Annotated in this window: 29 protein-coding genes; 16 read left to right on the forward strand and 13 right to left on the reverse strand. The window is 65.8% G+C overall.

Annotation, left to right across the window (positions count from 1 at the left end):
• Positions 1-44: 44 nt before the first annotated feature.
• Together cobF and cobM are read right to left on the reverse strand one after the other, a co-directional pair.
• A complete protein-coding gene (cobF, locus tag QM797_RS01540) occupies positions 45-794 on the reverse strand; it encodes a precorrin-6A synthase (deacetylating) (RefSeq protein ID WP_283273373.1) in 750 nt (249 codons plus the stop codon).
• Positions 791-1,534, reverse strand: a complete 744-nt coding sequence (gene cobM / locus QM797_RS01545) for a precorrin-4 C(11)-methyltransferase (protein ID WP_283273374.1) — start codon at positions 1,532-1,534, stop codon at positions 791-793. Before cobM ends, cobF begins: the two co-directional genes overlap by 4 nt.
• A gap of 214 nt (positions 1,535-1,748) precedes the next feature.
• On the opposite strand from cobM, the gene QM797_RS01550 reads away from it, so the two are divergent.
• Entirely contained in the window at positions 1,749-3,947 is a 2,199-nt protein-coding gene (locus tag QM797_RS01550) for an N-acetylmuramoyl-L-alanine amidase (protein WP_283273375.1), read from the forward strand.
• 83 nt (positions 3,948-4,030) lie between these two features.
• Here QM797_RS01550 and QM797_RS01555 read toward each other — a convergent pair whose 3' ends face one another.
• Positions 4,031-4,867 carry an HAD family hydrolase gene (locus tag QM797_RS01555; protein ID WP_283273376.1) on the reverse strand — a complete coding sequence of 279 codons (837 nt, stop codon included), beginning with the start codon at positions 4,865-4,867 and terminating at the stop codon, positions 4,031-4,033.
• A 60-nt stretch (positions 4,868-4,927) separates the two neighbouring features.
• Between QM797_RS01555 and QM797_RS01560 the strand changes: the two genes are divergently transcribed.
• From QM797_RS01560 to QM797_RS01585, 6 genes are all read left to right on the forward strand, one after another.
• The gene (locus QM797_RS01560) at positions 4,928-5,959 is read left to right on the forward strand and encodes an NADP-dependent oxidoreductase (protein WP_283273377.1); all 1,032 of its coding nucleotides are present in this window, start codon (positions 4,928-4,930) and stop codon (positions 5,957-5,959) included.
• A 55-nt stretch (positions 5,960-6,014) separates the two neighbouring features.
• Complete coding sequence (msrA, locus tag QM797_RS01565; protein WP_283273378.1) at positions 6,015-6,527, forward strand: peptide-methionine (S)-S-oxide reductase MsrA; 513 nt, start codon at positions 6,015-6,017, stop codon at positions 6,525-6,527.
• A 123-nt stretch (positions 6,528-6,650) separates the two neighbouring features.
• A complete protein-coding gene (locus tag QM797_RS01570; protein ID WP_502942246.1) occupies positions 6,651-7,949 on the forward strand; it encodes a YhgE/Pip domain-containing protein in 1,299 nt (432 codons plus the stop codon).
• 19 nt (positions 7,950-7,968) lie between these two features.
• Positions 7,969-8,712 carry a CPBP family intramembrane glutamic endopeptidase gene (locus QM797_RS01575; RefSeq protein WP_283273379.1) on the forward strand — a complete coding sequence of 248 codons (744 nt, stop codon included), beginning with the start codon at positions 7,969-7,971 and terminating at the stop codon, positions 8,710-8,712.
• A gap of 5 nt (positions 8,713-8,717) precedes the next feature.
• Positions 8,718-9,311, forward strand: coding sequence for a DinB family protein (locus tag QM797_RS01580; RefSeq protein ID WP_283273380.1), 594 nt, complete (start codon positions 8,718-8,720; stop codon positions 9,309-9,311).
• A gap of 351 nt (positions 9,312-9,662) precedes the next feature.
• Entirely contained in the window at positions 9,663-11,000 is a 1,338-nt protein-coding gene (locus tag QM797_RS01585; RefSeq protein WP_283273381.1) for an HNH endonuclease signature motif containing protein, read from the forward strand.
• A gap of 77 nt (positions 11,001-11,077) precedes the next feature.
• Here QM797_RS01585 and QM797_RS01590 read toward each other — a convergent pair whose 3' ends face one another.
• The gene (locus tag QM797_RS01590; protein WP_283273382.1) at positions 11,078-11,674 is read right to left on the reverse strand and encodes a hypothetical protein; all 597 of its coding nucleotides are present in this window, start codon (positions 11,672-11,674) and stop codon (positions 11,078-11,080) included.
• Between the two features lie 127 nt (positions 11,675-11,801).
• Between QM797_RS01590 and QM797_RS01595 the strand changes: the two genes are divergently transcribed.
• Positions 11,802-12,485 carry a response regulator transcription factor gene (locus tag QM797_RS01595; protein ID WP_283273383.1) on the forward strand — a complete coding sequence of 228 codons (684 nt, stop codon included), beginning with the start codon at positions 11,802-11,804 and terminating at the stop codon, positions 12,483-12,485.
• A 26-nt stretch (positions 12,486-12,511) separates the two neighbouring features.
• Positions 12,512-13,933, forward strand: coding sequence for a sensor histidine kinase (locus QM797_RS01600; protein WP_283273384.1), 1,422 nt, complete (start codon positions 12,512-12,514; stop codon positions 13,931-13,933).
• On the opposite strand, the gene QM797_RS01605 is transcribed toward QM797_RS01600, so the two are convergent.
• Both QM797_RS01605 and QM797_RS01610 read right to left on the reverse strand, forming a co-directional pair.
• On the reverse strand, positions 13,934-14,419 hold the full coding sequence (locus QM797_RS01605) for a GNAT family N-acetyltransferase (protein WP_283273385.1): 486 nt from the start codon (positions 14,417-14,419) through the stop codon (positions 13,934-13,936).
• Between the two features lie 9 nt (positions 14,420-14,428).
• Positions 14,429-15,169: a lysophospholipid acyltransferase family protein gene (locus QM797_RS01610; protein WP_283273386.1), complete on the reverse strand. Its 741-nt coding sequence runs from the start codon at positions 15,167-15,169 to the stop codon at positions 14,429-14,431.
• A gap of 103 nt (positions 15,170-15,272) precedes the next feature.
• Here QM797_RS01610 and QM797_RS01615 point away from each other — a divergent pair, with 103 nt between their 5' ends.
• Complete coding sequence (locus tag QM797_RS01615; RefSeq protein ID WP_283273387.1) at positions 15,273-16,163, forward strand: hypothetical protein; 891 nt, start codon at positions 15,273-15,275, stop codon at positions 16,161-16,163.
• Positions 16,164-16,173: 10 nt separating this feature from the next.
• On the opposite strand, the gene serS is transcribed toward QM797_RS01615, so the two are convergent.
• Together serS and QM797_RS01625 are read right to left on the reverse strand one after the other, a co-directional pair.
• Positions 16,174-17,427 carry a serine--tRNA ligase gene (gene serS / locus QM797_RS01620; RefSeq protein WP_283273388.1) on the reverse strand — a complete coding sequence of 418 codons (1,254 nt, stop codon included), beginning with the start codon at positions 17,425-17,427 and terminating at the stop codon, positions 16,174-16,176.
• Positions 17,428-17,438: 11 nt separating this feature from the next.
• Positions 17,439-17,831, reverse strand: coding sequence for an ankyrin repeat domain-containing protein (locus tag QM797_RS01625; RefSeq protein ID WP_283273389.1), 393 nt, complete (start codon positions 17,829-17,831; stop codon positions 17,439-17,441).
• Positions 17,832-17,855: 24 nt separating this feature from the next.
• Between QM797_RS01625 and QM797_RS01630 the strand changes: the two genes are divergently transcribed.
• Together QM797_RS01630 and QM797_RS01635 are read left to right on the forward strand one after the other, a co-directional pair.
• On the forward strand, positions 17,856-18,947 hold the full coding sequence (locus QM797_RS01630) for a septum formation family protein (protein ID WP_283275237.1): 1,092 nt from the start codon (positions 17,856-17,858) through the stop codon (positions 18,945-18,947).
• A gap of 13 nt (positions 18,948-18,960) precedes the next feature.
• On the forward strand, positions 18,961-19,293 hold the full coding sequence (locus QM797_RS01635) for a metallopeptidase family protein (RefSeq protein ID WP_080734486.1): 333 nt from the start codon (positions 18,961-18,963) through the stop codon (positions 19,291-19,293).
• A gap of 199 nt (positions 19,294-19,492) precedes the next feature.
• Here the strand turns inward: QM797_RS01635 and QM797_RS01640 are convergent, their stop codons facing one another.
• Together QM797_RS01640 and QM797_RS01645 are read right to left on the reverse strand one after the other, a co-directional pair.
• The gene (locus tag QM797_RS01640; protein WP_283273390.1) at positions 19,493-20,287 is read right to left on the reverse strand and encodes a CbtA family protein; all 795 of its coding nucleotides are present in this window, start codon (positions 20,285-20,287) and stop codon (positions 19,493-19,495) included.
• Entirely contained in the window at positions 20,278-20,472 is a 195-nt protein-coding gene (locus tag QM797_RS01645; RefSeq protein ID WP_032396459.1) for a CbtB domain-containing protein, read from the reverse strand. The genes QM797_RS01640 and QM797_RS01645 overlap by 10 nt, the downstream gene beginning before the upstream one ends.
• Positions 20,473-20,754: 282 nt before the next feature.
• Between QM797_RS01645 and QM797_RS01650 the strand changes: the two genes are divergently transcribed.
• The 4 genes from QM797_RS01650 (at position 20,755) to QM797_RS01665 (ending at position 23,819) form a co-directional block, all read left to right on the forward strand.
• On the forward strand, positions 20,755-21,321 hold the full coding sequence (locus QM797_RS01650; protein ID WP_283273391.1) for a histidine phosphatase family protein: 567 nt from the start codon (positions 20,755-20,757) through the stop codon (positions 21,319-21,321).
• 87 nt (positions 21,322-21,408) lie between these two features.
• Positions 21,409-21,720 carry a PE family protein gene (locus QM797_RS01655; protein WP_032381057.1) on the forward strand — a complete coding sequence of 104 codons (312 nt, stop codon included), beginning with the start codon at positions 21,409-21,411 and terminating at the stop codon, positions 21,718-21,720.
• 84 nt (positions 21,721-21,804) lie between these two features.
• Entirely contained in the window at positions 21,805-22,998 is a 1,194-nt protein-coding gene (locus tag QM797_RS01660) for a PPE domain-containing protein (RefSeq protein WP_283273392.1), read from the forward strand.
• Positions 22,995-23,819 carry an ESX secretion-associated protein EspG gene (locus QM797_RS01665; RefSeq protein ID WP_283273393.1) on the forward strand — a complete coding sequence of 275 codons (825 nt, stop codon included), beginning with the start codon at positions 22,995-22,997 and terminating at the stop codon, positions 23,817-23,819. The genes QM797_RS01660 and QM797_RS01665 overlap by 4 nt, the downstream gene beginning before the upstream one ends.
• A gap of 37 nt (positions 23,820-23,856) precedes the next feature.
• Here the strand turns inward: QM797_RS01665 and QM797_RS01670 are convergent, their stop codons facing one another.
• The 3 genes from QM797_RS01670 to QM797_RS01680 are packed head-to-tail and all read right to left on the reverse strand — an operon-like array spanning position 23,857 to position 26,183.
• Positions 23,857-24,522, reverse strand: coding sequence for a histidine phosphatase family protein (locus QM797_RS01670; protein WP_283273394.1), 666 nt, complete (start codon positions 24,520-24,522; stop codon positions 23,857-23,859).
• A complete protein-coding gene (gene pheA / locus QM797_RS01675) occupies positions 24,519-25,451 on the reverse strand; it encodes a prephenate dehydratase (RefSeq protein WP_283273395.1) in 933 nt (310 codons plus the stop codon). Before pheA ends, QM797_RS01670 begins: the two co-directional genes overlap by 4 nt.
• Positions 25,452-25,460: 9 nt before the next feature.
• Positions 25,461-26,183, reverse strand: coding sequence for a hypothetical protein (locus QM797_RS01680; RefSeq protein WP_283273396.1), 723 nt, complete (start codon positions 26,181-26,183; stop codon positions 25,461-25,463).
• Positions 26,184-26,197 lie beyond the last annotated feature (14 nt).

The raw sequence follows: 26,197 nt of genomic DNA on the forward strand, positions 1-26,197 counted from the left end.
CGTGACCGCTCTACCCCACCAGGCGTCGGTCTGCGGGCCCGGTGTCATTCGGTCGGGCGTCGGAGCAGGTAGGTATCCATCACCCAGCCGTGCGTCGCCTTGACCTCGTCGCGGGCGCGGCGGATATCGGCGAGCACGTCGTCGAGGGGACCCGCCACCAGCTTCTCGTCGACCGTGCCGAGGTTCGCTCCCCAATGAATGCCCCACCCCGCGCCGGTCAGCGCGCTGCAGGCCAGGTTGCCGTCGAGCATGACCACCAGGTTGTCCAGCCCGGCAGCGACGTCGCCCGCCAGGTTGCGGCCGGTGGTGATGACGATCGGTCCGCCGATGCGATTGAGCACGAGCCGGTGACTCGCCGCCAGCATCGACACACTGGAGATGCCCGGTGTGACATCGAACTCGATGTCGCCGCGCAGTGCGGCCAACCGCTCGACGACGCGGATCGTGCTGTCGTAGAGCGCCGGGTCGCCCCAGACGAGGAACCCGACGACGGTGCCCTCCCCGAGACCGTCGAGCACATCGGCGTAGGCCCGGGCGCGAGCATCGTGCCAGTCGAGGACCGCAGTCTCGTACTGCCGGGGCGAGCGGTCGCGTGGGGGGTCGGGTACCTCGATCACCCGGTAGCTGCCGCCGTGGTGGCGCTCGAGGATCGCCTGCCTGGCTGCGCCGAGATCGCCGACGGACGCGCCCTTGTCGGCCACGATGAACACGTCCACGGCCCGCAGTTTCTCGATCGCCTGGACGGTCACCTGATCCGGATGTCCGCCGCCGATGCCGATCAGATGGACCTTCACGTGCGGTCCCGACAGGCGTCGTACAGATGCGATTCGGCGACGACGCGTCGAGCGAGGGCGGGTCCCACCAGGATGACTGCAGCCTGACGCAGCCCCGCGTCCTCGACCTGATCGGCGATATCGGCCAGGGTGCCGCGCAGGATCAGCTCGTCCGGCTTACTGGCGTGGAAGACGACAACCACGGGGCAATCCGGACCGTAGAACTCGGTCAGCTCGTCGGCGATGAGTCGGGTGCGGGTGATCGCCAGGTGCAACGCGAGCGTCGCGCGGGTGGCGGCGAAGTTCTTCAGCGCCTCGGTGTCGGGCATCGCCGTCGAGCGAGCCTGCGCGCGGGTGAGCACCACCGATTGCGTCACCTCGGGGACCGTCAGCTCGACGCCCAGTGACGCGGCAGCAGCGGCGTAGGCCGGCACGCCGGGGGTGACGTCCCAGGGCACGCCTGCGGAGTCGAGTCGGGCGGACTGCTCGGCCAACGCGGAGTAGAGGGAGGGATCGCCCGAGCACAGGCGGGCCACGTCCTCGCCGCGCTCGTGAGCAGCGACGAGTTCGGCGGTGATGGCGTCGAGGTCCAGCTTCGCAGTGTCGACCAGGCGGGTACCGGCCGAGCAGTGTTCGAGGATCGCGTCGTCGATGTAGGTACCGGCGTAGACGCAGACCGGGCTGGATCGTAGAAACTCGACAGCCCGCAGCGTGAGTAGGTCCGCAGCGCCGGGTCCGGCTCCGATGAAGTGCACAGTCACAGCTGGAAAGCGTAGGTGGGCCGGAGTGGAGCCTGCGGAATGACCCGTGTGAAATGCCCGACGCGCCGCGCCACTGGAACTTCCCGGCTGTGGCTAACTGTCAAGCTAAGGTTTAGCCTTGTGTCTGATGGGACTCATGTTGGTGATGTGATTCATGTTGTTCAGCAATCGAGATCCTACGACGCGTACCTACCAACAACCAGGGAGTACCGCCTTGCCGAACCGTCGAACGAAGCCGTCGATCGTTCTCGGTGCTGTCGCACTACTCGCCGTCGCGACCCCTTTTGCGGTCGCCGGCCTCACCGACAGCACGACAACCGGTGTTCGACCGGCCAACGAGACAACCCCGGTCACCGTGCCGACCACGATCGTCGAGACCGCACTCAGTGCAGCACCGGACATCGTGATTCCGCTGCAGGAGCTCACCGGCCTGCCGCTGCCCGATCTGCGGCTTTCCGATCTAAAGTACCTGCCGCTGCCGGATTCCATCGTCATCCCGCCGATCCAGATCCCCGACATTCCGGGCCTGACCACGCCCGCGCCGGGGAATGCGACAGCGCAGGCACCGGTTCCGAGGGTGGACGCATCGGCACCGATCAACCCTGAAGCTGCCGATCCCACCGGCCCGCCACTCGGAGCGGCAGTGAAGGAAATCTCGCAGGACACCCCGTTCAGCATGGTGGCGTTGACCTCCGAGCAGCTGAACGGTGCGTCTGCACAGGTTCGCCGGCAGCTCGAGGACGGATCTTGGGGTCCGTGGCTGCAGACCGCGCCGGTGGACAGCACTGCCGACGACTCCGTTCCCGCTGCGGGAAAGCAAGGTACCGAACCGATCTTCGTCGGACTGACCAAGGCCGTGCAGGTACTGCTGACGCCTCTGACGAGCAGTGCCGCTCCCGAAAGCTTTGCGAGTGCGCCTGTTCCCGAGGTTCCTGTCGTCGAACTGCCCGCTGCTGACGCGCCGGCCGATGCTCCTGTTGCAGAGGCTCCCGCTCCCGCCGCCGCGGAACAGCCCCTCGGCTACACCCCGGCGTCGTCGAGCAAGCTACTGCGCCAGCAGGATCCGGCTCCCGTGGACCCCGCGGTACCGATCGAGCCTGCTCAGCCCGAAGCCACACCGGAGGTATCGGCAGACCAGTTGGCCTCGGCAGTGAACGACATCAGCGCCGTGCTCATCACTCCCGGCACGTCCCCGGCCGACTCCGCACTCAGTGACCTCGCCACTCCGGTGGCAGGCGATGCAGGCCCCAACGTCATCACCCGCGCCCAGTGGGGTGCCGACGAGTCGATCCGTTGTGCCACACCGACAATCGACGACTTCATCGGCGGTGCCACCGTGCACCACACCGCGGGCAGCAACGATTACTCCAAGTCCGAATCGGCCGAAATCGTCCGCGCCATCTACGCGTACCACGCGCAGACGCTCGGCTGGTGCGACATCGGCTACAACGCCCTCGTCGACAAGTACGGTCAGATCTTCGAGGGCCGCGCCGGTGGCCTGGACAAGCCGGTTCAGGGTGCCCATGCGGGCGGGTTCAACGAGAACACCGTGGGTGTCGCCATGATGGGCGACTACTCCACCGAGGATCCCTCGCAGGAGACCATCGACTCGGTCGGCAAGTTCCTCGGCTGGCGACTCGGCAAGGCCGGTCTGGATCCGAAGGGAACCACGACGATGACTTCCGAGGGAACGGATTTCACGTTCGTCGGCAAGGGCAAGACCGTCGACCTGCCGGTGATCTTCGGGCACCGCGACGTCGGCAACACCGAATGCCCCGGTGACGCCGGGTACGCCCGGCTCGGCGAGATCCGCGACATCGCGGCAGCCAATCTCGGCGGCGGCGGCGATGCCACACCGGCGTCACCCGATACGACCGGTACCGCTCCCGACACCGCGGTGACCGACCCGGCTCCGTCACGCCCGGGCACCGACGCCAGTTCCACTCTGGGCGACAACATCCCGGCGCTGGTCGCCGAGTTGCAGCGTCTGGCGTCGACCAGCCCGGTTGCTCAGAAGTGGTTGTCCTCGGGCGGCGAAACCGGCGCTCTGGGCGTACCGGTCAGCGGCCTGGTTCAGGTGAGCGGCGGCCGTGAGAAGGCGCAGTTCCAGAACGGCGAGATCATCACCAACATGGCAGGTCAGGCTGTGGCCGTCATCGGCAAGATATTCCAGCAGTACCTGCAGCAGGGTGGCGTCGACGGCGTCCTCGGCCTACCCATCACCGACGAGTTCACGGTGCCGGAGGGCTTCCGGACGGACTTCGAGAACGGTTCGTTGATCTTCAACGAGCTCACCGGAATCGTCACCACGGTGATCAAGACGTACAACGACACCTACAACGCGGAAATGCAGAACCCCGTCGCAGCACCGGTGGAGCCGGCACCCGTGCCGGAGCCTGCACCCGCGGGCTGACATTCCCACGACAGGGCCGAGTCACGGAAGGTGACTCGGCCCTTTCGCGCTCGCTGGGGAGTGTGGGCGGGCGGATCAGCGCGTCACCACCAGCGTTCGAGAACCTGCGCCACTCCGTCTTCCGCGTTGGTGACGGTCACTTCGTTGGCGGCCGCGACGGCAGCGGGATGCGCGTTGCCCATCGCAACGCCGAGTCCGACCATCGACAGCATCGGCACGTCGTTCGGCATGTCACCGAAGGCGACGATGTCCGATACGTCGACCGACAGCGTCTCGGCCACCTTGGCCAGTCCCGACGCCTTGGTGACCCCCGGGGCCGACAGCTCGATGAGTCCGTTGTCGGTGGAGAACGTCATGTCGGCGCGACCGGAGATCAGCGGCGAGAGAATGTCGGCCATGTGGCCGCTGGTGGATCCCGAGAGCCGGATCAGCAGCTTCACCGCGGGGACGTCGACGACGTCGTCCTCGGTCATCTCGACGTTGTCGGGGTTGAGCCACGCATGCTCGTAGCCGGGCGAACTGACGAACTGCGGTGTGGCCGAGTCGTGTGCGGTCTGCCCCACTCGCTCGGCGGCCAGACCGCAGCCGGGCAACGCGCGGTAGGCGACGTCGGCCAACCACTGCAGCGTCTCGACCGACAACGTCTCGGCGCTGAGCACGCGATCGGTGGCCGCGTCGTAGATCACCGCACCGTTGGCGCACACCGACATCGGTGCGTATCCCAACTGGTCGACGACGGGGTGGATCCACCGCGGTGGCCTGCCGGTGGACAGCACGAAGGGGACGCCGTCGGCCACCACGGCCGAGACGGCACGCTTGGTGCGGTCGGTGACGCGTTCATGCTGGTCGAGCAAGGTGCCGTCGACGTCGCTGGCAACGAGTCGGGGGGCGAGGCGGGTGGTGTTCGGCGCGTTGGTCATCGTGACGTCATTCTGCCCTAGTGTCGAAGAGAACTGTCTTCGACGTGGAAGGAACGGTAGATGACAACTGTGAACCGTCAGATCCGACTGGCTCAGCGCCCGGTGGGACGTCCCGACGACTCGACGTGGAATCTCACCGAGGAGCCGATTCCCACCCCGGGCGACGGCGAGTTCGTCGTCACCGTCGACTACGTCTCTCTCGACCCGGCGATGCGCGGCTGGCTCAACGACGCGCGCTCGTACGTGCCGCCCGTCGGGATCGGCGAGGTGATGCGGGCCCACGCCGTGGGACGGGTGCTGGAGTCGAGGAATCCTGATTATGCTGTCGGAGAGATCGTTTCGGGCTCGTTCGGCGTCACCGAGCATGCACTGTCGGACGGCACGGGGGTGCAGAAGGTCGACGAATCCATCGCACCGGCACCCACGTGGCTCGGAGCGCTCGGCTTCCCCGGGCTGACGGCGTACTTCGGCCTGATGGACGTCGGCAAGCTCACCGAGGGCGACACCGTGGTGATCTCAGGAGCCGCCGGTGCCGTGGGCAGCATCGCGGGTCAGATCGCGAAAGCCAAGGGAGCCAAAGTGATCGGCATTGCCGGTGGACCCGAGAAGTGCGCGTGGCTCACCGAAGAACTGGGCTTCGACGCGGCGATCGACTACAAGAACGAGTCGGTCTACAAGGGCCTGAAGGCCGCTGCTCCGAAGGGCATCGACGTGTACTTCGACAACGTCGGCGGCGAGATTCTGGACGCGGCCCTGTCGCGTCTACGCAAGGGCGCGCGAGTGGTGTTGTGCGGAGCCATCTCCGGCTACAACGCGACGGATCCGCAGCCCGGCCCGGCGCACTACCTGTCCCTGCTCATCAATCGTGCGTCGATGACCGGGTTCATCATCTTCGACTACCTCGATAGGTACCAGGAAGGTATCGATGCCCTGTCCGAACTGCTCAGCAGCGGCAAGATGACCGCACGCGAGCAGATAGAGATCGGCGGCGTCGCCGCCTTCGGATCGACACTGAACCTGTTGTTCGACGGAGCCAACACCGGCAAACTGGTTCTCGAGGTCGGCGAACGCCCCCACGACTCGGAATTATGACGGCCGCTCGTTCGTTGGAACCCATGTAACGATCGATAGAGCAAAAGGAGTAACGATGTCTGCAGCCACCGAAACCGCCATCCTCGCCGGAGGGTGCTTCTGGGGAGCCGAGGAGCTCGTCCGCAAGCTTCCGGGAGTGGTCTCCACCCGCGTCGGATACACCGGCGGTGAGGTTCCCAACGCCACGTACCGCAACCACGGCAACCATGCCGAGGGCCTCGAGGTCGTGTACGACCCCACCCAGACGACGTACCGGGATCTGCTGGAGTTCTTCTTCCAGATTCACGACCCCAGCACGAAGAACCGCCAGGGCAACGACATCGGTGCCAGCTACCGGTCCGCGATCTTCTACCTCAACGACGAGCAGAAGCGCGTCGCCGAGGACACGATCGCCGACGTCGACGCGTCGGGGCTGTGGCCGGGCAAGGTCGTCACCGAGGTAACCCCGGCAGGAGACTTCTGGGAGGCCGAGCCCGAGCACCAGGACTACCTGCAGAAGTACCCCGAGGGATACACCTGCCACTGGGTGCGTCCGGACTGGAAGCTGCCGCGTCGGGCAACCGCCTAATCAGTCTCACTTTCTGCTCCACTCCTCGCTTCCGTCAGCGGAATCCCGTTGATCGGGGTGTCGAGTGGAGCAGAAAGTGCGCTACACCCCCACCCGTTAGCAAGATCTTGCGACACTGATCCGGTGACCTCCGACAGAACTCCTCGGTCGATGGCCGACGTCCTTCGTTCGCCGCGCTTCTGGCTCGCTCCGATCCTCGTCGTCTCGGCGTTGATGTCGTTCCTCGCGGCCCTGTATCTGGGCGGCGTTCTCGATCCGCGGGGCAACTTGCACGACCTGCCCATCGCGATCGTCAACCAGGACGAGGGCGACACCCTGGCGGGCGAGCAACGCAATATCGGCAACGACATCGTCGACGGATTGATCCAGAACGTCGACTCCGAGAAGGTCGCTTTCCGCGAGGTCGGCCCGGCGCAGGCCGAGTCGCTGCTGTCCACGGCCGAGGTCTACGGCTCCATCGTCATCCCCAGTGATTTCACCAAGAGAATGGGAATCCTGGCGCAGGCGAGTGTGATTCCCGGTGATGTCGAGAAGCCGGTCATCACGGTGTACACCAATCCGCGGGCGGGCAGCTTCGGGATGTCGCTCGTGACCGGAGTGGCCACTCCGGCATTCGAATCGGTGAATCAGACCGTGGGCGAACAGATCACCGATCAAGTTCGCCGGCAACTCGGCGACACTCCGCTGGCGGGCGCAAGCGCACTGACGTTGGCGCAGCCGATCAATGTGATTGTTGCCCAGCACGATCCACTGCCCGACGGTACCGGCGGTGGCCTGTCTGCGTTCTACTACGCGCTACTGCTCGTCTTGGCGGGATTCACCGGTGCGACCATCGTCAGCACCCTCGTCGACGGCCTACTGGGGTTCACCCCCACCGAGATCGGCCCGAAGTACATTCACCGCGGACCCACCCAGATCAGCCGGTTCCAGACCCTCCTGGTCAAGTGGCTCGTGATGTTCGTACTCGCCATGCTCGTGTCCGGCCTGTACCTACTGATCAGCCATCTGCTCGGCATGCCCATAACCCATGCATGGACCCTGTGGATGTACGGCGCGTTCGCGATCACCGCCGTCGGCTTCACGGCGCTGGCGGTGATGTCTGCATTCGGCACAGCGGGGTTGCTGATCAATCTCATTGTCTTCATCATCCTGGCACTGCCGTCGTCGGGCGGCACGATTCCCCTCGAGGCGAGCCCGCCGATCTTCACGTGGCTGGCGCAATTCGAGCCGATGCATCAAATCTTCCTCGGTACCCGATCGATCCTGTATTTCAACGCCTCGCCCGACGCCGGCCTGCTGCATTCGGTGGGTATGACGTCTCTCGGCCTGCTCATCGGGCTCGTGTTCGGCCTGGCGTTCACCCTTCTCTACGACCGAAAGGGCCTCGACAGGAGCCTCGATTCTCCGGGTGTTATCAGCTGACGCCGGTACACTCGATCCAATGCTTGCTGTTGATCCGGCCGGGAGCGTGGCACCCCGACGTGCCGTCCGCGCTTACTTCGACGTCGCCATCGTCGTTCTCGTACTCGTCGGCACCAACCTCATCGCGCACTTCACCACGGCGTGGGCCAGTATCGCGACGGTTCCTATCGCCGCAGTTCTGTTGGTCGTTCTCTCGAAGCGCCGTGGCCTGGGCTGGGCCGAATTGGGCCTGTCACCGAAACAGTGGAAGACGGGTTCGCTGTACGCGCTGGGAGCCGTCGGAATCGTCCTCGCGGTTGTCGCGATCGGCGCGCTGCTGCCACTGACCCGCCCGTTCTTCATGGCCGATCGGTACGCGACCGTCTCGGCCGCTGTGATCGCGTCGATGATCGTCATTCCACTGCAGACCGTGATCCCGGAGGAGCTCGCGTTCCGCGGGGTTCTGCACGGAACGCTGGGCCGCATCTACGGTGCACGGGGCGTGTTCGCGGCAGGGTCACTGCTGTTCGGGCTGTGGCACATCGCGTCCTCCCTCGGCCTGACGGCAGGCAATGTCGGACTCAGTGGGTTCCTCGGCGGTGGGCTGTTCGGACAGATCGTCGGAATCGGGCTGGCCGTCATTGCCACGGCCGCGGCCGGCGTGGTCTTCACCTGGCTACGCAGCCGCAGCGGAAGTCTCATCGCACCCATTGCCCTGCACTGGTCGCTCAACGGACTCGGCGCACTGGCCGCCGCCCTCGTATGGCACGCATCGATGAGCTGAAACCGATGAAAGACGATCTGCACCAGTATCTGCGCATCGCACGCAAGAACATGCTGTGGAAACTCGACGGCCTGACCGAGTACCAGAAGCGTCGGCCGATGACCCCCACCGGCACCAATCTGTTGGGCATGATCAAGCACCTGGCGATCGTCGAATATGGTTACTTCGGAACCACTTTCGGACGGGAGTTTCCAGCTCGTTTCGCGGAACTGGAGGCATCGGCCATGGCCCGGCTGAATTCCGACATGTGGGCCACTGCCGATGAGTCATCCGAATCCATAGTCGCCTTGTACCGCGAGGCCTGGACGCATGCCGACGAGACCATCGATTCACTCGACCTGGACTCAGTCGGACGCGTCCTGCACTGGCCGGTGGAGAAGCAAGAGGTCACGTTGCATCGCGTACTGGTGCACATGTGTATCGAAACGAATCGACATGCCGGGCACGCAGACATACTGCGCGAATTGATCGACAATTCCGTTGGACTGCGCCTCGGCAACGAGAACATGGCCGACGGCGACGCAGCGTGGTGGGCGCAATACCGATCCGAGCTGGAAACCGTTGCGCGACAAGCTGATGAAGTTCATCCGACGACATGACGGATTGACCTACCAGTTCGTTCGAGACAGAGACTCCCATGGATTCCAGTCGTACCGAAGAATCGATGCGGACATCTTCTGCCGACGGCTCCCCGGCTACGGCTGGGTGGTGTGTGATGCAGCAGAGTCCGAGATCTGGAGCAGACCGTTCGACAACGCAGGCTTCGGCGATCGACCGCCGGAAGGCGTGTGGGTAAGCCGTAAGGGAGATAAATCGTACGTGTACGACTGCGTGGCGGGTTGATACCACAGGGCACCGACAGGTTGCCGATCGCGAATCCTTATGCAGGGCAATAGTTTTCGATTCGACTATCATTGTGTATCGAACGCAAGTTCGATACACTTACACCCATGACCACAGAGATCTGGCAACTGAGCGAGACAGAACTCCTCGCCGACGCTGCTGATGTCTCCCACCAAATACAGTTGATGGAAGCCCGGCGTATCGCCCTCGTCGCCGACATCGACACCCGCATCTCCCGCGAGAAACTCGGCTTCCCCGGCCCCGCCGGGTGGCTGACCTCCACCACCCTGCTCAGCCCCGGCAAAGCCGCCAAGATCGTCGCCCTCGGGCGCGGACTGAAGAACTTCCCCGACATCGCCGACGCCGTCAACACCGGCGTCATGACCGTCGACCACGCCGCCCTGATCCTCACCTTCGCCGAAACACCACCGAAAAACCTCCCCCAAGAAGGCCAAGACATCGCCCGCGCCGCCATGATCACCGCTGCGACCGGACCACAAGCGCGCACCGGCCGCATCCGCGAAGCGATCACCAAACTCGAAGACACCTACGGTGGCAAGAAACCACCACCCGAAGACACCGACCGCAACGAACTCTTCGCCTCGAAAACCCTGAACGGGCGGTTGGCGTTGAAAGGTGACTTCGATGCCATCACCGGAGAAAAACTCCTCACCGCACTCTCACCCCTGACCGAACCCCACCCCGCCGTCGACGGCACCGAGACACCCAGAACCGGAGACGACCGCAGCCCCGCCCTACGCAGAGCCGAGGCGTTCGGGCAGATCATCGACCACTACCTCGCTACGAAAGACCGCCCCACCGAAGGCGGCGAAAAACCCCACCTCAACCTGCACATCCGATTGCAGGACCTCACCAACCTCCGCAACACTGCAGCAGGCGCAGGCGTGGACAACAACGAGAATGGCAGCACCGCAAACGAATCCGGAAACGAGACCCATGCAGCCACCGCCGATCGCGGCGCGTATCGGGACTTGTTCGGCGACGGCACCACTGTCGGCTGGCTGCCCTGGATGGGACCGCTCTCCCGCAACTCGTCCCGGCAGTTGGCGTGTGATTGCATCCTCACCGCGATCGTCATGGACGAGAACGGATCCCCGATCAATTTGGCCCGTACCGCCCGCACCGTCACCGCCAAACAGAAACGCGCCCTCACCGCCCGCGACCACGGCTGCGCCTTCCCCGGGTGCGGGAAACCCGCCGCCTGGACGGAGGGGCATCATATTTGGCACTGGACCGACGGCGGCCCGACCGACATGAACAACCTGGTTCTGCTCTGCGGCTTCCACCACCGACTCATTCACCACAGTGACTGGGAAGTGTTCATCGGCACCGACAACCACCCCTGGTTCATTCCACCTGCCACCGTCGACCCATACCGAGAACCCCGACAATCCCACGCCCGAGCCGGCCCACACATCGCATAACCCGGCCACCTGCCACCCGCGCAAACCGAGACCAGCCCCGCACCGAGAACACGGTGCGGGGCTGGAAGAGATTGGGCTCAGGAACCCGAGGGAGCTGCCGGCGGTGCGGGAGGAGTCGCACCATCAGCGGGAGCCGGCGGTGCAGGCGGAGTCGCGCCATCAGCCGGAGCCGGCGGTGCAGGCGGAGTCGCACCGTCTTCCGGTGCACACACTGCACCACCCGGGCCACCTGCGCCCGGTCCACCCTTACCCGGACCGCCCTCAGCTGGGCCGCCCTTTCCCGGGCCTCCCGCGGGCGGTGCCGGTGGCGTTGCCCCGTCACCCGGTGCCGGCGGCGTCGGAACCGCGGGGGCCGTCGAACCGTCACCGGAATCCGGAGCTGAAGGAGTCGCAGGTACCTCGGATGCATCCAAGCCGCCACCACCGTCGGTTCGCTGCCCGAGGGCGGACGACGACGCGACCGTGGACACGCCAGGCGAGACGTCGGGCCCGGTGGCGGCGAACACTGCTGCCGTCACCAGGGCTCCGACGGCAAGACCCGCTGCTGCGGTCGCGGCCAGCGGTACCCGTCCCTTCCAACGCTTCGGCTTGTTCTCCCGAACTGCGCCGACCTCGGCACTCGGGGCGGGCTCGGGGTTCGATGCGGCGGGAATCGGCTGGGTCTGATCGTTCACGTTCACTCCTTGTTCGGACTGTCTCGTTCGTTTCGTTCTGTCACCGACATTGCCGCCGCTAGCTGAAGTCACCCTGAAGCTGGGCGCATCTTCAGGATCACTTCAGCTGGTGGGTGACAATCGAGGCATGACATACAGTTCCGCTCCCCGGGTGATGGTGGTGGAGGACTCCTTGCCCATTCGGGAAGCGCTGGTGGCCGCGTTCGAGGACTCGGGATTCACCGCCGCATCCCTGCCCGACGGCGACGACTTCGAGACCACGATGGCAGGCTTCCGGCCCGATGTGGTGATCCTCGACGTGATGCTGCCCGGTGCGCGAGACGGTTTCGTACTCATCGATGTAGTCCGGCAGAGCACCGATGCAGGCATCATCATGGTCACCGCCAAAGATCAGCTGTCCGACCGACTGCGCGGACTCGGTGACGGTGCCGACGACTACGTGGTCAAGCCATTTCAGCTCGACGAGGTGGTTGCCCGCGCAAAATCCGTGTTGCGCCGCCGCGGTCGGTCTTCCGACGCAGTCCAGGTCGGCGATCTACTGGTCGACGAGCCCGCCGGAGTGGTCACTCGCGCAGGTCAGGTACTCGATCTGACGGCGACAGAGCTTCGCCTGGCCACGTTCTTGGTCGCACAGCGCGGACGCACGGTCTCCAAGACGTCCATCCTCGAATCGGTCTGGGGCTACGGCGCGTACGACGGCAACCTGGTGGAAGTTCACATCAGTGCGTTGCGTCGCAAGATGGAAGCCCATGGGCCGCGGTTGATCCATACAGTCCGCGGCCTCGGTTATGCATTGCGGGCTCCGCAGTGACGCGGACGCCTACCCCATCGCTTCGGATGCGGGTGGTCGCCACCGTTGTCGTGTTGTTCGCGGTGTTGCTGGTGATCGTCGGATCCTCGGTGGATGTTGTTCTCGGCCAACAGCTTCGGCGTGATTTGGAAGCACGGTTGTCGGACAGATCAACCCGTGCCGTCGAGCTCGTGGAGAGCGGCGTCGGACCCGAGGATCTGGTGCAGGCCCTTCAGGGTGACGCCATCAGAGTTCGCGTCACCGCTGCGGACGGCACGGTGTACGGCGCTCCCGGCAGCGGACCACCCGAGCCGAATGCCCGGCCGGCTACCCCAGCTCCGCCTGCCGGACAGTCGAAGGCTCCCGGCCCTCCCGGACCACCCGATCCTCCAGCGCCCCCGTCTGATTCGTTCGAGATCACCGAACCTCTGCCCGATGGTTCGACGCTGTCGCTCCTCGGTGATACCACCGCGATCGCCGACGTTCGGCGTCAACTTCGCATCCTGATGCTGGGGGCGGGAGCCGTGACGCTGCTGTTGGCCGCGGCTGCTTTGATCTTTGCCGTGCGACGAGCACTGTCCCCGCTGGACTCCATGACCTCGGTAGCGCGTCGAATCACCAACGGCGACAGGGGTAGACGTCTGATTCCCACAAAACCGAACACCGACCTCGGCCGCACGGCATCGGCCGTGGACGAGATGCTCGACGCCCTCGAGAACGCCGAACGACGCGAGGCCTCGGCCGCACGCACAGCCAAGCTCGCCGAGGAGGACATGCGCCGGTTCCTGGCCGATGCCGCACACGAGCTGCGCACTCCGGTCGCCGGCATCTCGGCGTTGGCGCAGTCGCTGCAGCGCGATGCCGAGCAACGCCCCGATCGAGTCGCACGCTGGAGCGAGTTACTGGTCGGCGAATCCGCCAGAGCATCACGACTCGTATCCGACATGCTCGATTCCGTTCGCGCAGAAAGCACTTCGGACCTCGAGCTGACCGATTCCGACCTCGCCGACGTCACCCGCCGCACGGTAGAGAGAGCAGCTCTGCTCAGCCCACACATTCGGTTCGATATCGATGCGGCGCAACCAGTTCCGGTTCGAGTGGACGTAGGCCGCATCGAGCAGATTCTGTCGAACGTGCTCGACAACGCCGCTCGATTCACGCCGTCCAACGGCACAATTCGGGTAGCGGTCGGCATGGATTCACAGGCGGTCGTCACCGTCGACGACGAAGGGCCCGGTGTCCCAGAAGCAGACCGTGAGCGCATCTTCGAGCGGCTCGTCAGACTGAACTCCGCACGCGACCGCTCCTCCGGCGGCGTCGGGCTCGGGCTCTCGATCGCACGGACGCTCGCTCGCGCCCATGGCGGTGAACTGGTTTGTGTCGCAGGGCCTACAGGTGCCAGATTCCGCCTGTCACTTCCTAGCCTCACGGGTCGTTCCGCGGGCTCCACTCTGACGAACGGCCGATAGCTACTCGACGATCAGGTCCATCAGCAGACTGTCGTGCCAGCCATCGGGGCCCTTCTCGTACTTGCGCATGATGCCGACCGGCTCGAAACCGACTGCGCTGTAACAGGCTATCGCTACCGCGTTGTCGGCAGCCGGGTCGATCACCAAGCGGTGGTGCCCCAGATCGACTGTCAGGTAACGCACGAGCGTACCGACGGCGTCCTTTCCGACGCCGCGGCCGTGCACAGCCGGATCCAAGAAGATGTCGATCGACGCATGCCGGTACATCGGATCCGGTTCTTCGAAGTACTGGATCAATCCTCCTGCGGCACCGTCGAGTTCGACAATCATCCGGACCGCCTCCGGGTCGTCGAACGGCCAGTTCTCGTCGGCGTCCTCGTCGCCCCACCGCGTGTACACCTCGGGGGTGTGCAGAATTCGGCGTAGCTCCGGCACATCCTCGGCGGCGACGGGCCGTAGCACTACCCGTTCACCGCGGAGCTTCATCGCACAGTTCTACTCGGCGCGCTTGGCCGCACGTGCCGCCAAGTCCTGGGCGTCGAGCTTGTCGGCTTCCTCCAGAGTTGGGGCACTACCGCCGAGTCGGGCCGGCACCCAGTACGCGCCGGGCTCGTGGTGGTAGTTCTCTTGCAGTTCGAGCAGCATCTTCTGCATCACCGCGCGTAGCTTGTCGGTCAGTTCGTTCGGCGGCCCGACCGGCGGAATCGGCTCACCCACAGCAATGGAGATCGGAGTGTTGGTGCGGCCCAATCGCTTCGGAAAGCCCTTGGTCCACACGCGCTGCGCGCCCCAGATGACCGTCGGAATGATGGGGACGCCGGCTTCGATAGCCATGCGCGCTGCACCGGACTTGAATTCCTTGATCTCGAAGCTTCGGCTGATGGTGGCTTCGGGATACACGCCCACGAGTTCGCCGTTGCGCAGTCTCTCCACGGCAGACTTGTAGGACTCGGCACCCGCGCCACGATCGACGGGGATGTGCCGTAGCGCACGCATGACGGGGCCGGAGATCTTGTTGTCGAAGACTTCCTTCTTGGCCATGAAGCGGATATAGCGCTTCACTCGCCGCGGTGGTAGTCCGGCGTAGGTGAAGTCCATGTATCCGGTGTGGTTGACGGCGATGACCGCTCCACCGGTAGCAGGGATGTGTTCCTCGCCCTCGACCTCGAACTTCAGGCCCTCGAACGCGAACACGGTGCGAGCGATGCCGATGACTGATCGGTAGACGGGTTCCACAGTCGGTTAGCGTAGTCGGTGGACGAGGCCGGAGAAAAGGTCCACCGAAAGTGCGGTCGGGTCGTGCGCAGTTCGGTGAAAGAGCTACGGGGGAGAGAAACACGTGAAGAACAGAGCGGCACCACCGCGGCGCAGCCGAGTCGGCCGAACCGCGCTGCCGCTGATCGCGACGATCGCGCTGGTCGGTGCCTGCGATTCCGCGGTCGGGATCCCATCCGATCAGGCCGCCTCGCCGAGCAGCACCGTCGAGTCCACAGTCGAGTCCACAGACGACGAGTCGGCCGCCCAGCTATCGGCGTCGACCACAGCCACCACCCCGGCACCCCCGCCCATCCCACCGGGGCCACCCGTCGGCGAAGCCCCCGGCAATCCCCAGGCCGCGGCGGCGCTGCGCCCGTTCGTCAACGATCTCACCGGCGGCGGCATCGGTGTCGTCACGGCAAAGTGCTGGACCGTCCCGCCCACCGACATCCCGACGATGTATTTCGACACCGACGCCATCCTCGGTGCTGTGGCTGCTCCCGCCGTCGACGGTCAGTACGCGGTGACGTGGACCGGGCCCACTGCAATGGTCGCCATCAAGCGCAGCGAGATCGCGTCCGGCTACGCCTGCCCTGCCGTCTACCCCACCGGCACCGCCCCGGTGTTCGACGCGGCGGACGCGGCGTACACCGTCGATCGCTATCTGGGACGCATCGCCGGCATTCCGGTCAACCGGGACGACGTGGAGGAGCGCTACCCACTCGTGTGCGAGAGCCGCGGCACGTGGGATCCGAACGGCACCGGGTCACCTACTGCCCCACCGCTGGCCCAGAACCCGGCGATTCTGCCGAGCATCACCTCGTTCGATCCCGACAGCGTGTTCGTCACGGCTCAGAACGGCATCTACACGCAGGTCAATGCCGACATCATCGATGCCTCGGGGGCGTACCAGAACCGCACGTTCGTCTTGACCGTCGGCGGCGAGGGCTACTGCATCGGCGACATCGCCTGAACCTGCACTGCTACTTCAGGACGTCGGTCCCGACGAAAGGCACGAGGGCTTCCGGCACCCGGACGGTGCCGTCGGCCTGCTGATGGTTCTCCAGGATTGCCACGATCCAACGCGTGGTGGCGAGGGTGCCGTTGAGGGTCGCGGCGATCTGAGGCTTGCCGTTCTCGTCGCGGTACCGCACGCCGAGGCGTCGGGCCTGGAAGGTGGTGCAGTTCGAGGTCGAGGTCAGTTCTCGGTATGCCTTCTGGGTAGGAACCCATGCTTCGCAGTCGAATTTGCGCGCGGCCGACGATCCGAGGTCTCCGCCGGCGGTGTCGATGACGCGATACGGCAACTCGACCGCGGCGAGCATTTCCTTCTGGTACTCGAGCAGCTTCTGGTGCTCGGCGGCCGCGTCCTCGGGCTTGATGTACGAGAACATCTCGATCTTGTCGAACTGGTGGACGCGCATGATGCCGCGGGTGTCCTTGCCGTAGCTGCCCGCTTCACGGCGGAAGCACGACGACCAGCCGGCGTAGCGCTTGGGTCCGTCGGCGAGGTCGATGATCTCACCCGAGTGGTAGCCCGCGAGAGCAACTTCCGAGGTTCCGACGAGGTAGAGATCGTCGGCTTCGAGGCGGTAGATCTCGTCGGCGTGTGCACCGAGGAAGCCGGTTCCCGACATGATCTCCGGCCGCACGAGCACCGGCGGGATCATCATGGTGAACCCGTTCTTGACGGCCTTCTGCGCGGCGAGCTGCAGCAGACCCTGCTGCAGCAGCGCACCGTAGCCGGTCATGAAGTAGAAGCGCGAGCCCGAGACCTTGGCGCCGCGTTCCATGTCGATCAAGTTCAGCGACTCACCGAGCTCGAGGTGGTCCTTGGGCTCGAAATCGAATTCCGGGATTTCGCCGACCGTCTCGAGCAGTACGAAATCGTCCTCGCCGCCTGCGGGAGTGCCGTCCTGAACGATGTTGGAGATCGCGCGGTGTGCCGTGTCGAGAGCTGCGTCGGCCTCGGCCTCGGCGGCCTGCGCGGCCTTGACCTTGGCGGCGAGTTCCGATGCCCCGGCGAGCAGCGCGGGACGATCCTCGGCCGATGCCTTTCCGACCTTCTTGCCCAGCGCTTTCTGCTCGGCGCGCAGCTGATCTCCGGCGAGCACGGCGGCCCGGCGGGACGCGTCGGCACCGAGAAGCACGTCGACGAGAGCGGGGTCCTCACCTCGGGTGCGCTGCGAGGCGCGCACGGCGTCAGGATTTTCGCGAAGGAATTTCAGGTCGATCACGAGAGGGAACCTTACTTGCCGAGCAACCCCAGGTAGTCCTCGCGTCCGAACATCGCGGCGGCATCGATGGCCGAAGGGTGACCCCCGTGCGGATCGGCTGCTCCGTCGACGAGCACCTGCACCACCGCGTCCTCACCCTTGAACACCGCGCCTGCCAGCGGCGTCTGGCCCTTGTCGTTCGGCTTGTTCACGTCGGCACCGCGGTCGACCAGCACGCGCACCGCATCGGCATGCCCGTGATATGCGGCAAGCATGACCAATGTGTCTCCGGACTCGTTGCGCAGATTCACCGGAACGCCCGCGTCCACGTAGCTCGCCAAACCGGCTGCATCGCCGGTGCGCGCCATCGTGAACAGTCGGCCGGCCAGCTCGCTGAGGTCGTCGTCACCTGTCGGGTCGCTCATGAGGACCGAACATACTCGGGCATGATGGAGGCGATGTCCGAGAACGAAACAGACCCCCCAGAGAGCCGGAATCGGCGAACTCTCTCCGCAGCGACCGCCCGACGTGGGCTTGCCATGGTTGCGGTCGGTGCAGTGCTGGCCGCGGGTGCGACGGCATTCCTATCCGACGGGTTCTCGGCCCCCGAGAAGATCACCACCCATTCGGTGGCCAGCGGTCCGGTGACCGCCGGACCCGTATCGGCATCCTCGTTCGGTGCAGCCGATCCTGGTACGTGCCTGCAATGGACGCCCACCGACGATCCGGAGACCGACCGACAGGATCTCGCCGAAGTGTCGTGCGCCGATCCTCATCGCTTCGAGGTCGCTCGCGACATCGACATGAGCGTCTACCCCGGGGTCGAGTTCGGTCCCGGTTCGCAATACCCCGGATCCATTCGGTTCGGTCAGTTGCGTGACGAACACTGCACGTCCGCCGTCGACGACTACGTCGGTGCCAAGTTCGATCCCAACGGACTCTTCGGTGTCGGGCTGATGTTCCCCAGCCAGGCCGGGTGGGCAAAGGGCGAGCGGACCCTGCGCTGCGGAGTGCAGATGCCGTCGAACACCGGAGCTCTGCTGGAGATGACCGGTTCGATCCTCGACCAGGACCAGTCCAAGGTCTGGCCCACAGGCACCTGCATCGGCATCAATCAGAACGTGCCTGCCGATCCGGTGGATTGCTCGGCACCGCACGCCTTCGAGGTCGCCTCGGTGATCAACCTGACTCAGCAGTTCCCCGGCGGACACCCGTCCGAGGGCGATCAGGACGCGTACCTGGAAGGCACCTGCACCGACGCCGTCAACGGCTATCTCGGCTCGGACACGGCCCTGCGCGACAAGACGCTGACCCTGTTCTGGGACACCATCGACGTCGCGAGCTGGCTCGCCGGCAGCCGTCAGGTTACGTGTTCGGTGGGCAAGGAACTCGATTCCGGCGGCTTCGCGACCATCGTCGGCAGTGCCAAGGGCGACATTCTCATCAACGGTGCAGCGCCTGTCCCACCGCCATCGGCTCCCGACGGCCGCGCGCTGCCCACTCCGCTGCCCGGTGCTGCTCCGATCACCACCGGAGGCTGACATCCCCACCCACATGACCCGCGTCGACTTCGAAGAAGCCGTGTCCGACGCCCTCGACACCCTGCCGCGCGAGCTCACCGACTTCATGAACAACGTGGTCGTTCTCGTCGAGGAGGAACACCCCACCGAAGATATCCTCGGGCTGTACGAGGGCATCGCGCTGACCGAGCGTTACGAGTACAGCGGTCACCTGCCGGACGTCATCACGATCTACCGCAAGCCGATCCTCGAGATGGTCGACGACGAAACCGAGGCTCGACGCGAAATCGCCATCACCGTGGCCCACGAAATCGGACATCACTTCGGTATCGACGACGAACGTCTGCATCAACTCGGATTCGGCTGAGCGCACTCGCTCACCCCGACCGCGTGTCCCTGCTCGCGCTCACCTCGATCACACCCCCGGAACGCGTGAATGGACCATTGCATGCGTCTGAGCGATGCAATGGTCCATTCACCCGGACCGACCAGGGCCACCCGCACCGCGTCAATGGCACTTTGCACACGTCTCGGCGGTGCAATGGTCCATTGACGCGGACGCTGGGCTACGCCGCAACTGCCTCTCGGCGAACAGGTCGGACTGCGCGGTCGGTGAGGAACGCGAAGCCCAATCCCAGGGCCAGCCACAGGGTTGCCTGCGTAGCCAGTGACGACAGACGGAATTCCCACAGCAGGGTTGCCGGGAAGTCCGATCCCACCTCGTTGATTCCGGGCAACGGTGCATAACCGATGCCGACGATCACCAGGAACGCCACGATCGGTGCGCCTACGCGGGCCGCCACCGAATGCTGCGATGCCACGACCTTCGCGACGTAGATTCCAACTCCAACGGCCAACAGACCGAGAATCACCGACGCCAGCCACAGCCAGGTGCGCTGGGAGATGGTCTCCGGATCTCCGACGGCCGGCGGATTGGCCGGGTACTTGAAGAACGGCACTGCTTCGATGGCCAACCACCCGGCACCGGCACCGACGAGCGCGAGAACCGAGCCCGGGAGGGAGCTGAAGCGTCGGGCATAGTGCAGTGCCGACGCGAAGATCGCGCCCAATGCCAGGCCTGCGAGTCCGGTGGCGAGGAACAGTCCGACGCGTTGTCCGTCGCGACTGACGAGCGCCTCCTCGCCGTGCGAGTGCGCGGCCGGCGTGTCGGAGTCGGCGTGATGTGCCTCGCCTGCTGCCTCCTCGATGGAGATGGCCGAATCGATGTGCGGTTCACCGACGACGAAGGCGACGGCTCCGGCGAGCAGGCCCGCGACGAGACCGGCGAGCAGACCTCGCAGCAACAGCTGGACGAACGTTCCCTGCAGCGTCGGGCCGGGTGTGGTGTCGCTCAGTGGCATGGCAGGCCCAGCAGGTGGCGGCCGTCGTGCATCAGTTCGTGCATGTACATCCCACTGCGGGAGATTGCGCCCTGATCGAATCCGACGAGGTAGAGCACGACGAAGGCGAGCAGAATCGTTGCGGCGACGATGACGGCGAGTGCGGCCGACTCCGTCGTATTACTGGGTGCGTGAATGATTGCCATGGTGTCCTCCTGGGATATGCGTCCCGTAGTCCCTTCCGAAGAGAAGGGACGGCCATGCGATGTACGAGTTTTCTGGCTTTCGAATTCGGACATATGCCCGACGTCGATCACAGTGGCGCAACCGTTCCGGATTTTCACCGGATTACCTGCGTACATCGCGTCTAACCTGCGAACTGTGGCACCGAACGCGACGCTGTGTCAATCGCTGTCGTGACCGACCTCAGCTCGATGCCAGAATGACCACTGCGTCACGATGACACCAGGCTGCGCCACAATGACACGGTGCCTGCGCCCGTGACCCGACTGATGTTGGTGAGCCACGCCAGGACCGCCGCGATGCGCACCGGTCGATTCCCCGGCGACGAGCCATTGGACGACGCGGGAGTTCGAGACCTTGCTGCGGTGACCGACATTCCCCGAGCCGACCGCGTCCTGTCCGGCCCGGAATCTCGATCGATGTCCACAGCGCAGGTTTTCGGCACCGACATCTCGGTCGAGCCCGCGTTGGCCGACATCGCCTACGGCCGGTGGTCCGGACTCGAGATGACCGATCTACCCGACGCCGACGCGATGGCGTGGCTGAGCGATGCGGCGTTCGTGCCGCCGGGCGGCGAGTCTCTGGTCGCGTTGTTCGCTCGCGTGCAGAGATGGCTCGACGATGTCGGTACGACGCCCGGGCGCACGCTGGCGGTGACCTCCCCCGCTGTGATTCGGGCCGTCGTGGTGTTGGTGTTGGAGGCTCCGGTTCGGTCGTTCTGGCGGGTCGACGTGTCGCCGCTCAGCCGCACATCCGTCAGTCGTCGTGGCGGCGCGTGGACGATCGGTGCGGTGGCCGAGAAGTCGATCTGAATATTTCTCGCGTCGATGGAACCAAACCGAGCACGGTGGCGTCCTACCTACCGACAGTGGAAGTTCTTCGATCAGGGGGCGTGGCTCATGACCGTCATCAAGGTGGATCCGGTGGCACTGCAGCTCGCTGCTTCGGAGCTCGATGCGGTCGCCGCCAGGTTGCAGGCCGCCGTCACCGCAACGGCGATCCCCGTGCGGCCACTACCGCCGGGCACCGACGAGGTCTCTCTGCTCACCGAACGATTCTTCGGTACCGCAGCAGATACCTTCGGACCTGCCGCAGCACAAGGTATTTCAGAGCTGCACCGCGCCGCCGAGGAACTACGGAAGCAGGCCGCGGACTACGTGGCCACCGACGACGACACAGCAGGCGGCCTACCCGGCCTACCCGGCATCTGACGCTCGTACCGAACTCGACCGCACTACAACTCGACCGCATCACAACAAGACGACGCAGGGCTCGAACATCATGGGGGCTAGAGGATGACGCTCGGAGTGACAGGTGTGGTGTGGCTGCCGCGCACGGCAACGGGAAATTCGACCCGACTGCTCGGACCGGGTCCGGTGCCGTTGCATGTCGCCGGCGGCGCGTGGGGTTCGGTTGCTGCGGCGTTCACGGAGGCGTCGGCCAGTATCGCCGCTGTCACTGCGGCGTTGACCGCCGGGTGGGAGGGCGATTCGGCCCTCCTCGCTCAGGCCGCGCTCGCACGTTTCGCAACGTGGACCGGCGTAACGGCGCTGAAAGCGGTCGCGCTGTCGGTCGAGGCCCCAGCCGCGGGGACCACCTATGGCGTGGCGCTGGCGACCATGCCGTCACTGGTGGAAATCGGTGTCGTGCAGGCCGCCAAGGTCACCGCAGCCTCGACGGGCGGCGCGCTGAACGGCAGCTACGAGGCAGCCGAGGTGGCAGACCGGTTGCTCGACATCCGGGCAGCCCTGGTGATGGAGGGTTTCGAGCTGGTCAACTCGCACCGCATCGTCAAGACCACCTTCGATCATCCGCCCGCGATCGTGTCCGATTCCGGTAGCGGCCTCGGAAAATTCGCCAACGGTGCGGTGATGACCTCACCCGTTCAGGCTGCGATCGGCGGCCTGATGGCGGCAACACAGAATCCCGGAGTGGCCGCGGCCGCCGGACAGATCGGTAGCGCTGCCACCTCCATCGCCAGCACCGGTGTGTCCACCGTGGCCACTGCAGCGTCCAACATCGGGTCGACGGCACTGTCCGGCGGATCCGGGGTGGGCGGCGGTCACGGATTCGCGCCCGGCGGTTCGGCGTCTGTCGCGGTCGGCCCGGCTTCCACGCGTCCGGTCTCGTTCGGGGCCGGAGGTGCCGGCCTCGGGGGCGTCGGCGGTGCCGGAATGCCCGGGTCTGCGTTGGGTCCTGCCGGTGGTGGTGCGGCCGGTAGTGGTTCGGCGCTCTCCGGTGCAGGCCAGGGCGGCCCTGCCAACGCGTTCGGCGCACCCACCGCAGCCGACGGCCTCGCACAGCGTGGAACCGGCGGGGCGGGCGCTCCGGCGTCGGGCACGCGCGGGCAGGCCGAGGACGACGAACACGAGACCCCGGACTATCTCAAGCAGTTCGAGCACTTCGCCGACGGCCGTACCGTCGCACCGTCCGTCATCGGTGCGGATCCGGCCCTGCCTGTACCCGATACCACCGGAAACGGCCGTTGATCGACTTGGGAACCGTGCCGGTGGGCCACACACTGCCGAACGCCGCGCTCGGTGTGGACGAGATGGACTTCCTGGTCGACGAGCTGTCCATCGCCGAACTACCCGTCGTCCTCGACGTGTTTCCGCGCTTCGACGACGTCGCTGCCCGCGATCGCGCCCTCGGTCGTGGCCGCGCCGCACTGGACAACGTCGGCCTGATCACCGGCGGCCGTGTTCACGAGGATCTGCAGCAGTGGATGCGGGTACTCGAACAACCGCACTGGTACGTCTCGGCGCGCGTGTTCGACGTCGAAAACGACGAGCCCGCTCCCACCACCCGGATCTGCGTTGCGTCCGACGACCGGATCACGGTGTCCGCGGTGCGGCGAGAGAGCGTCGTCACCATCCGCGTCATCCACGGCGACCCGGCCCGAGACCTCGCTGCGACGATCGGCTCCGCCACGCCGTTCGACCCTGGCCACATCAACGCTCCCACCGCATTGTTGGCCGAGGCCCTCGATGCCGCACCGAGCGATGTCGGGTCAACCGCATCCCGCCTCGGCCGCGTCGGAATAGCCGACGATCGCGCGTCGGCCCTTGCATCGGCAATGGCCACGTGCGCCGGGAGAACAGAGATCACGGCTGTGGCACCCAGACACGGCACCCGGCACGTGGCCGGTAGACCCGTCGCCCTGTTCGACACCCGAGCCGGACGCATCGTCGCCACCTCCACCCTGGCCGCCGACGGCACGTCCTGGAGCTCAATGACCGGTGCCACGGACCGCAAGGTGACGGCGTCGCTGACCGAGTTGATCGAGTCGGCTCGGGAACACCGGGTTTGACGAGCTCAGAGTCTGACGAGCTCAGAGTCTGACCGGCTCAGCTGATCGGGTTGTCGGCCTTCTCGCTGCCCTGGCCCTCGAACGGCGGCAGGAATGTTCCCCACCTTCCGCAGGCCCAACCCCCGTCGGGCAGCGGCAACAGCTCCACGGTCTGGGTGTTGTCCAAATGATTGTCGGCCGCGAACGTGCCGTCGACGCCGGCCAGTACGGCCGCGACCAATCTGATGGCGGCACCGTGGCTCACGACGACGACATCGCCGGCCGTGTCGTCGCCGAGGTACTGCGCGCGCAGCGCGTCGAGCACCGGCACATAACGCGCCAGCACCGAGTGCCCGCTGTCTCCGCCCGACACCGCCGCCGCCAGATCGCCGGTGTGCCAGCGATGGAAGACCTCGGTGAACTCCCGATGGGCATCGGGGTCGTCTCGATCTTCGAGATCTCCGGCGTAGGTCTCCTGAATTCCTTCGGTCACCACGAGGGGAACCCCGGTCGCCCGCTCGATGTAACCGGCAGTTTGCTTCGCGCGCAACGCAACCGAGGACACCAGCACGGCAGGTGGGTGCCCCACCCAAGTCCGGGCATAGCTCTCGGCTTGCTGGTGACCCAGCTCGGTCAACTCGGCTCCGGGCGGCGCGGTATCGAGCACCTTCGCGACGTTGGCTTTCGTCTGACCGTGTCGCACCAGAATCAGCTTGCCCATCACAGATCACCGCGTCCGGCGCGAATATCGCTGAGCCACTGCACGTGCTCGTCGATCGGCGGCGGCACCGATCCACCCGTTCCCGTTGCGATGGGCCACGATCCGAGGAAACGCAGCGGCATCTTGCGATGGAAGGCCGTCAGCGCCTCGGCCACGAGCGAGTCCTCTATGTGGCCCGCGCAATCGATGAAGAATCGATACGTGCCGAATTGCGAACGCGTAGGACGTGATTCGATGAACGTCAGGTCGATGTTGCGAATCCCGAACTCGGCCAACGCCGCAGGCAGGGTGCCCGGGTCGTTGGGCGGCTCGAGCACCACGGCGGTGCGGTCTGCACCGGTGCGGGGAGCAACCGGCCGAGGCGGTGTCACCAGCACGAAGCGGGTTCGCGCACCCTCGACGTCGATGATGCCGTCGGCCAAGGTCGGTAGCGACAGGCGCTCACCGGCCAACCGGGTGGATACCGCGGCGTCGACCATTCCGGCGGCAACGTCCTCTGCTGCACCGGCATTCGACGAGGCCGACTGCACTGCCGCGCCGGGCATGGTGGCCTGCAACCACTGTCGCACCTGATTGAGAGCGATGGGGTAGGCGCTGATCGTGCGGGCCGAATCGAGGGTGACACCGGGGCCCCCGAGAATGGTGAAGGCCACCTCGATCTCGGTCTCGGCGACGATCTGCAAACGGCGACCCTCGGACAAAGCGTCGAGGGTCGGCGGTACCGCGCCCTCGATCGAGCTCTCGATGGGGACAACGGCTGCGTCGGCCGTACCCGAACGCACGGCCTCGAGTGCAGCGGGCGGGCTCGCCGCCGTCACGCGCTCGACGGCACCGTCCAGACCAACGGCGGCGATGGTCCCGAGCTTTTCGAACTGCGCCAGCGCCATCTCCGTGAACGTTCCGGATGGGCCGAAATAAGCGATGCGAGGCACGTCTCGAGGTTACGTTGTCGACGTCCACGAAGCGATCAAACCGACCTCGACGAGCCGTGCGCGGGCAGCGACGGCGTCGGCGATCTCGATTCCGAGCAGCACCTCACGCACCGCCTCGGCGGCCTCGGGAATCAGTGCCCGCAGCGCGGCGACATTCGGGGCGGCCAGAGCAGCGCTGATGTCGTCTCCGCGCAGCGATGCCACCGTCGCAGCGAGGATCGCCAGGACGTCGTCGCCGGTGTCTGCGCGGGCGACCAGGCCCACGTCTGCGTGCGAGACCACAGCGAGCACGTCGGCGATGCGGCGCGGGGTGTCGGCGACGCTGATGCCCGGAGTCCGGTGCGCGAAGACGACGGCCTCCGCGGTCTCGGCCACGTCGATGGCGTCGAACACCGGGAAGACGACCAGCGGCGAGGGCAACCGCAGCGCGAGCGCATCGGCGAGATGTTCCGCGGGGGCGTCCACGTCGAATCGAACTACCTCGTAGCCACCGGTCCGACTCGCGCGGAGTTCGTCCGGGTCGATGTCGAGGTGCACCACGATGCGTCCGAGATCGGCCGTGTCCGTCGTCGCGAGCAGAGTCGACGCTCGGACGACGGGCGGGCCGTACTCGGCCCCTCGCGGGGCGGCGTTCAGCTCGACGGAATCGGAGCAGATCGGCAGCAGCAACCCGTGCACAAGTGCGTTCGGGTCGGGTCGGTGTGGCACACCGAGGGTCAACGGAATCGGCACGCCCTCACCGTAGT

Source organism: Rhodococcus sp. IEGM 1381 (genome assembly GCF_030056795.1).
Lineage (GTDB): Bacteria > Actinomycetota > Actinomycetes > Mycobacteriales > Mycobacteriaceae > Rhodococcoides.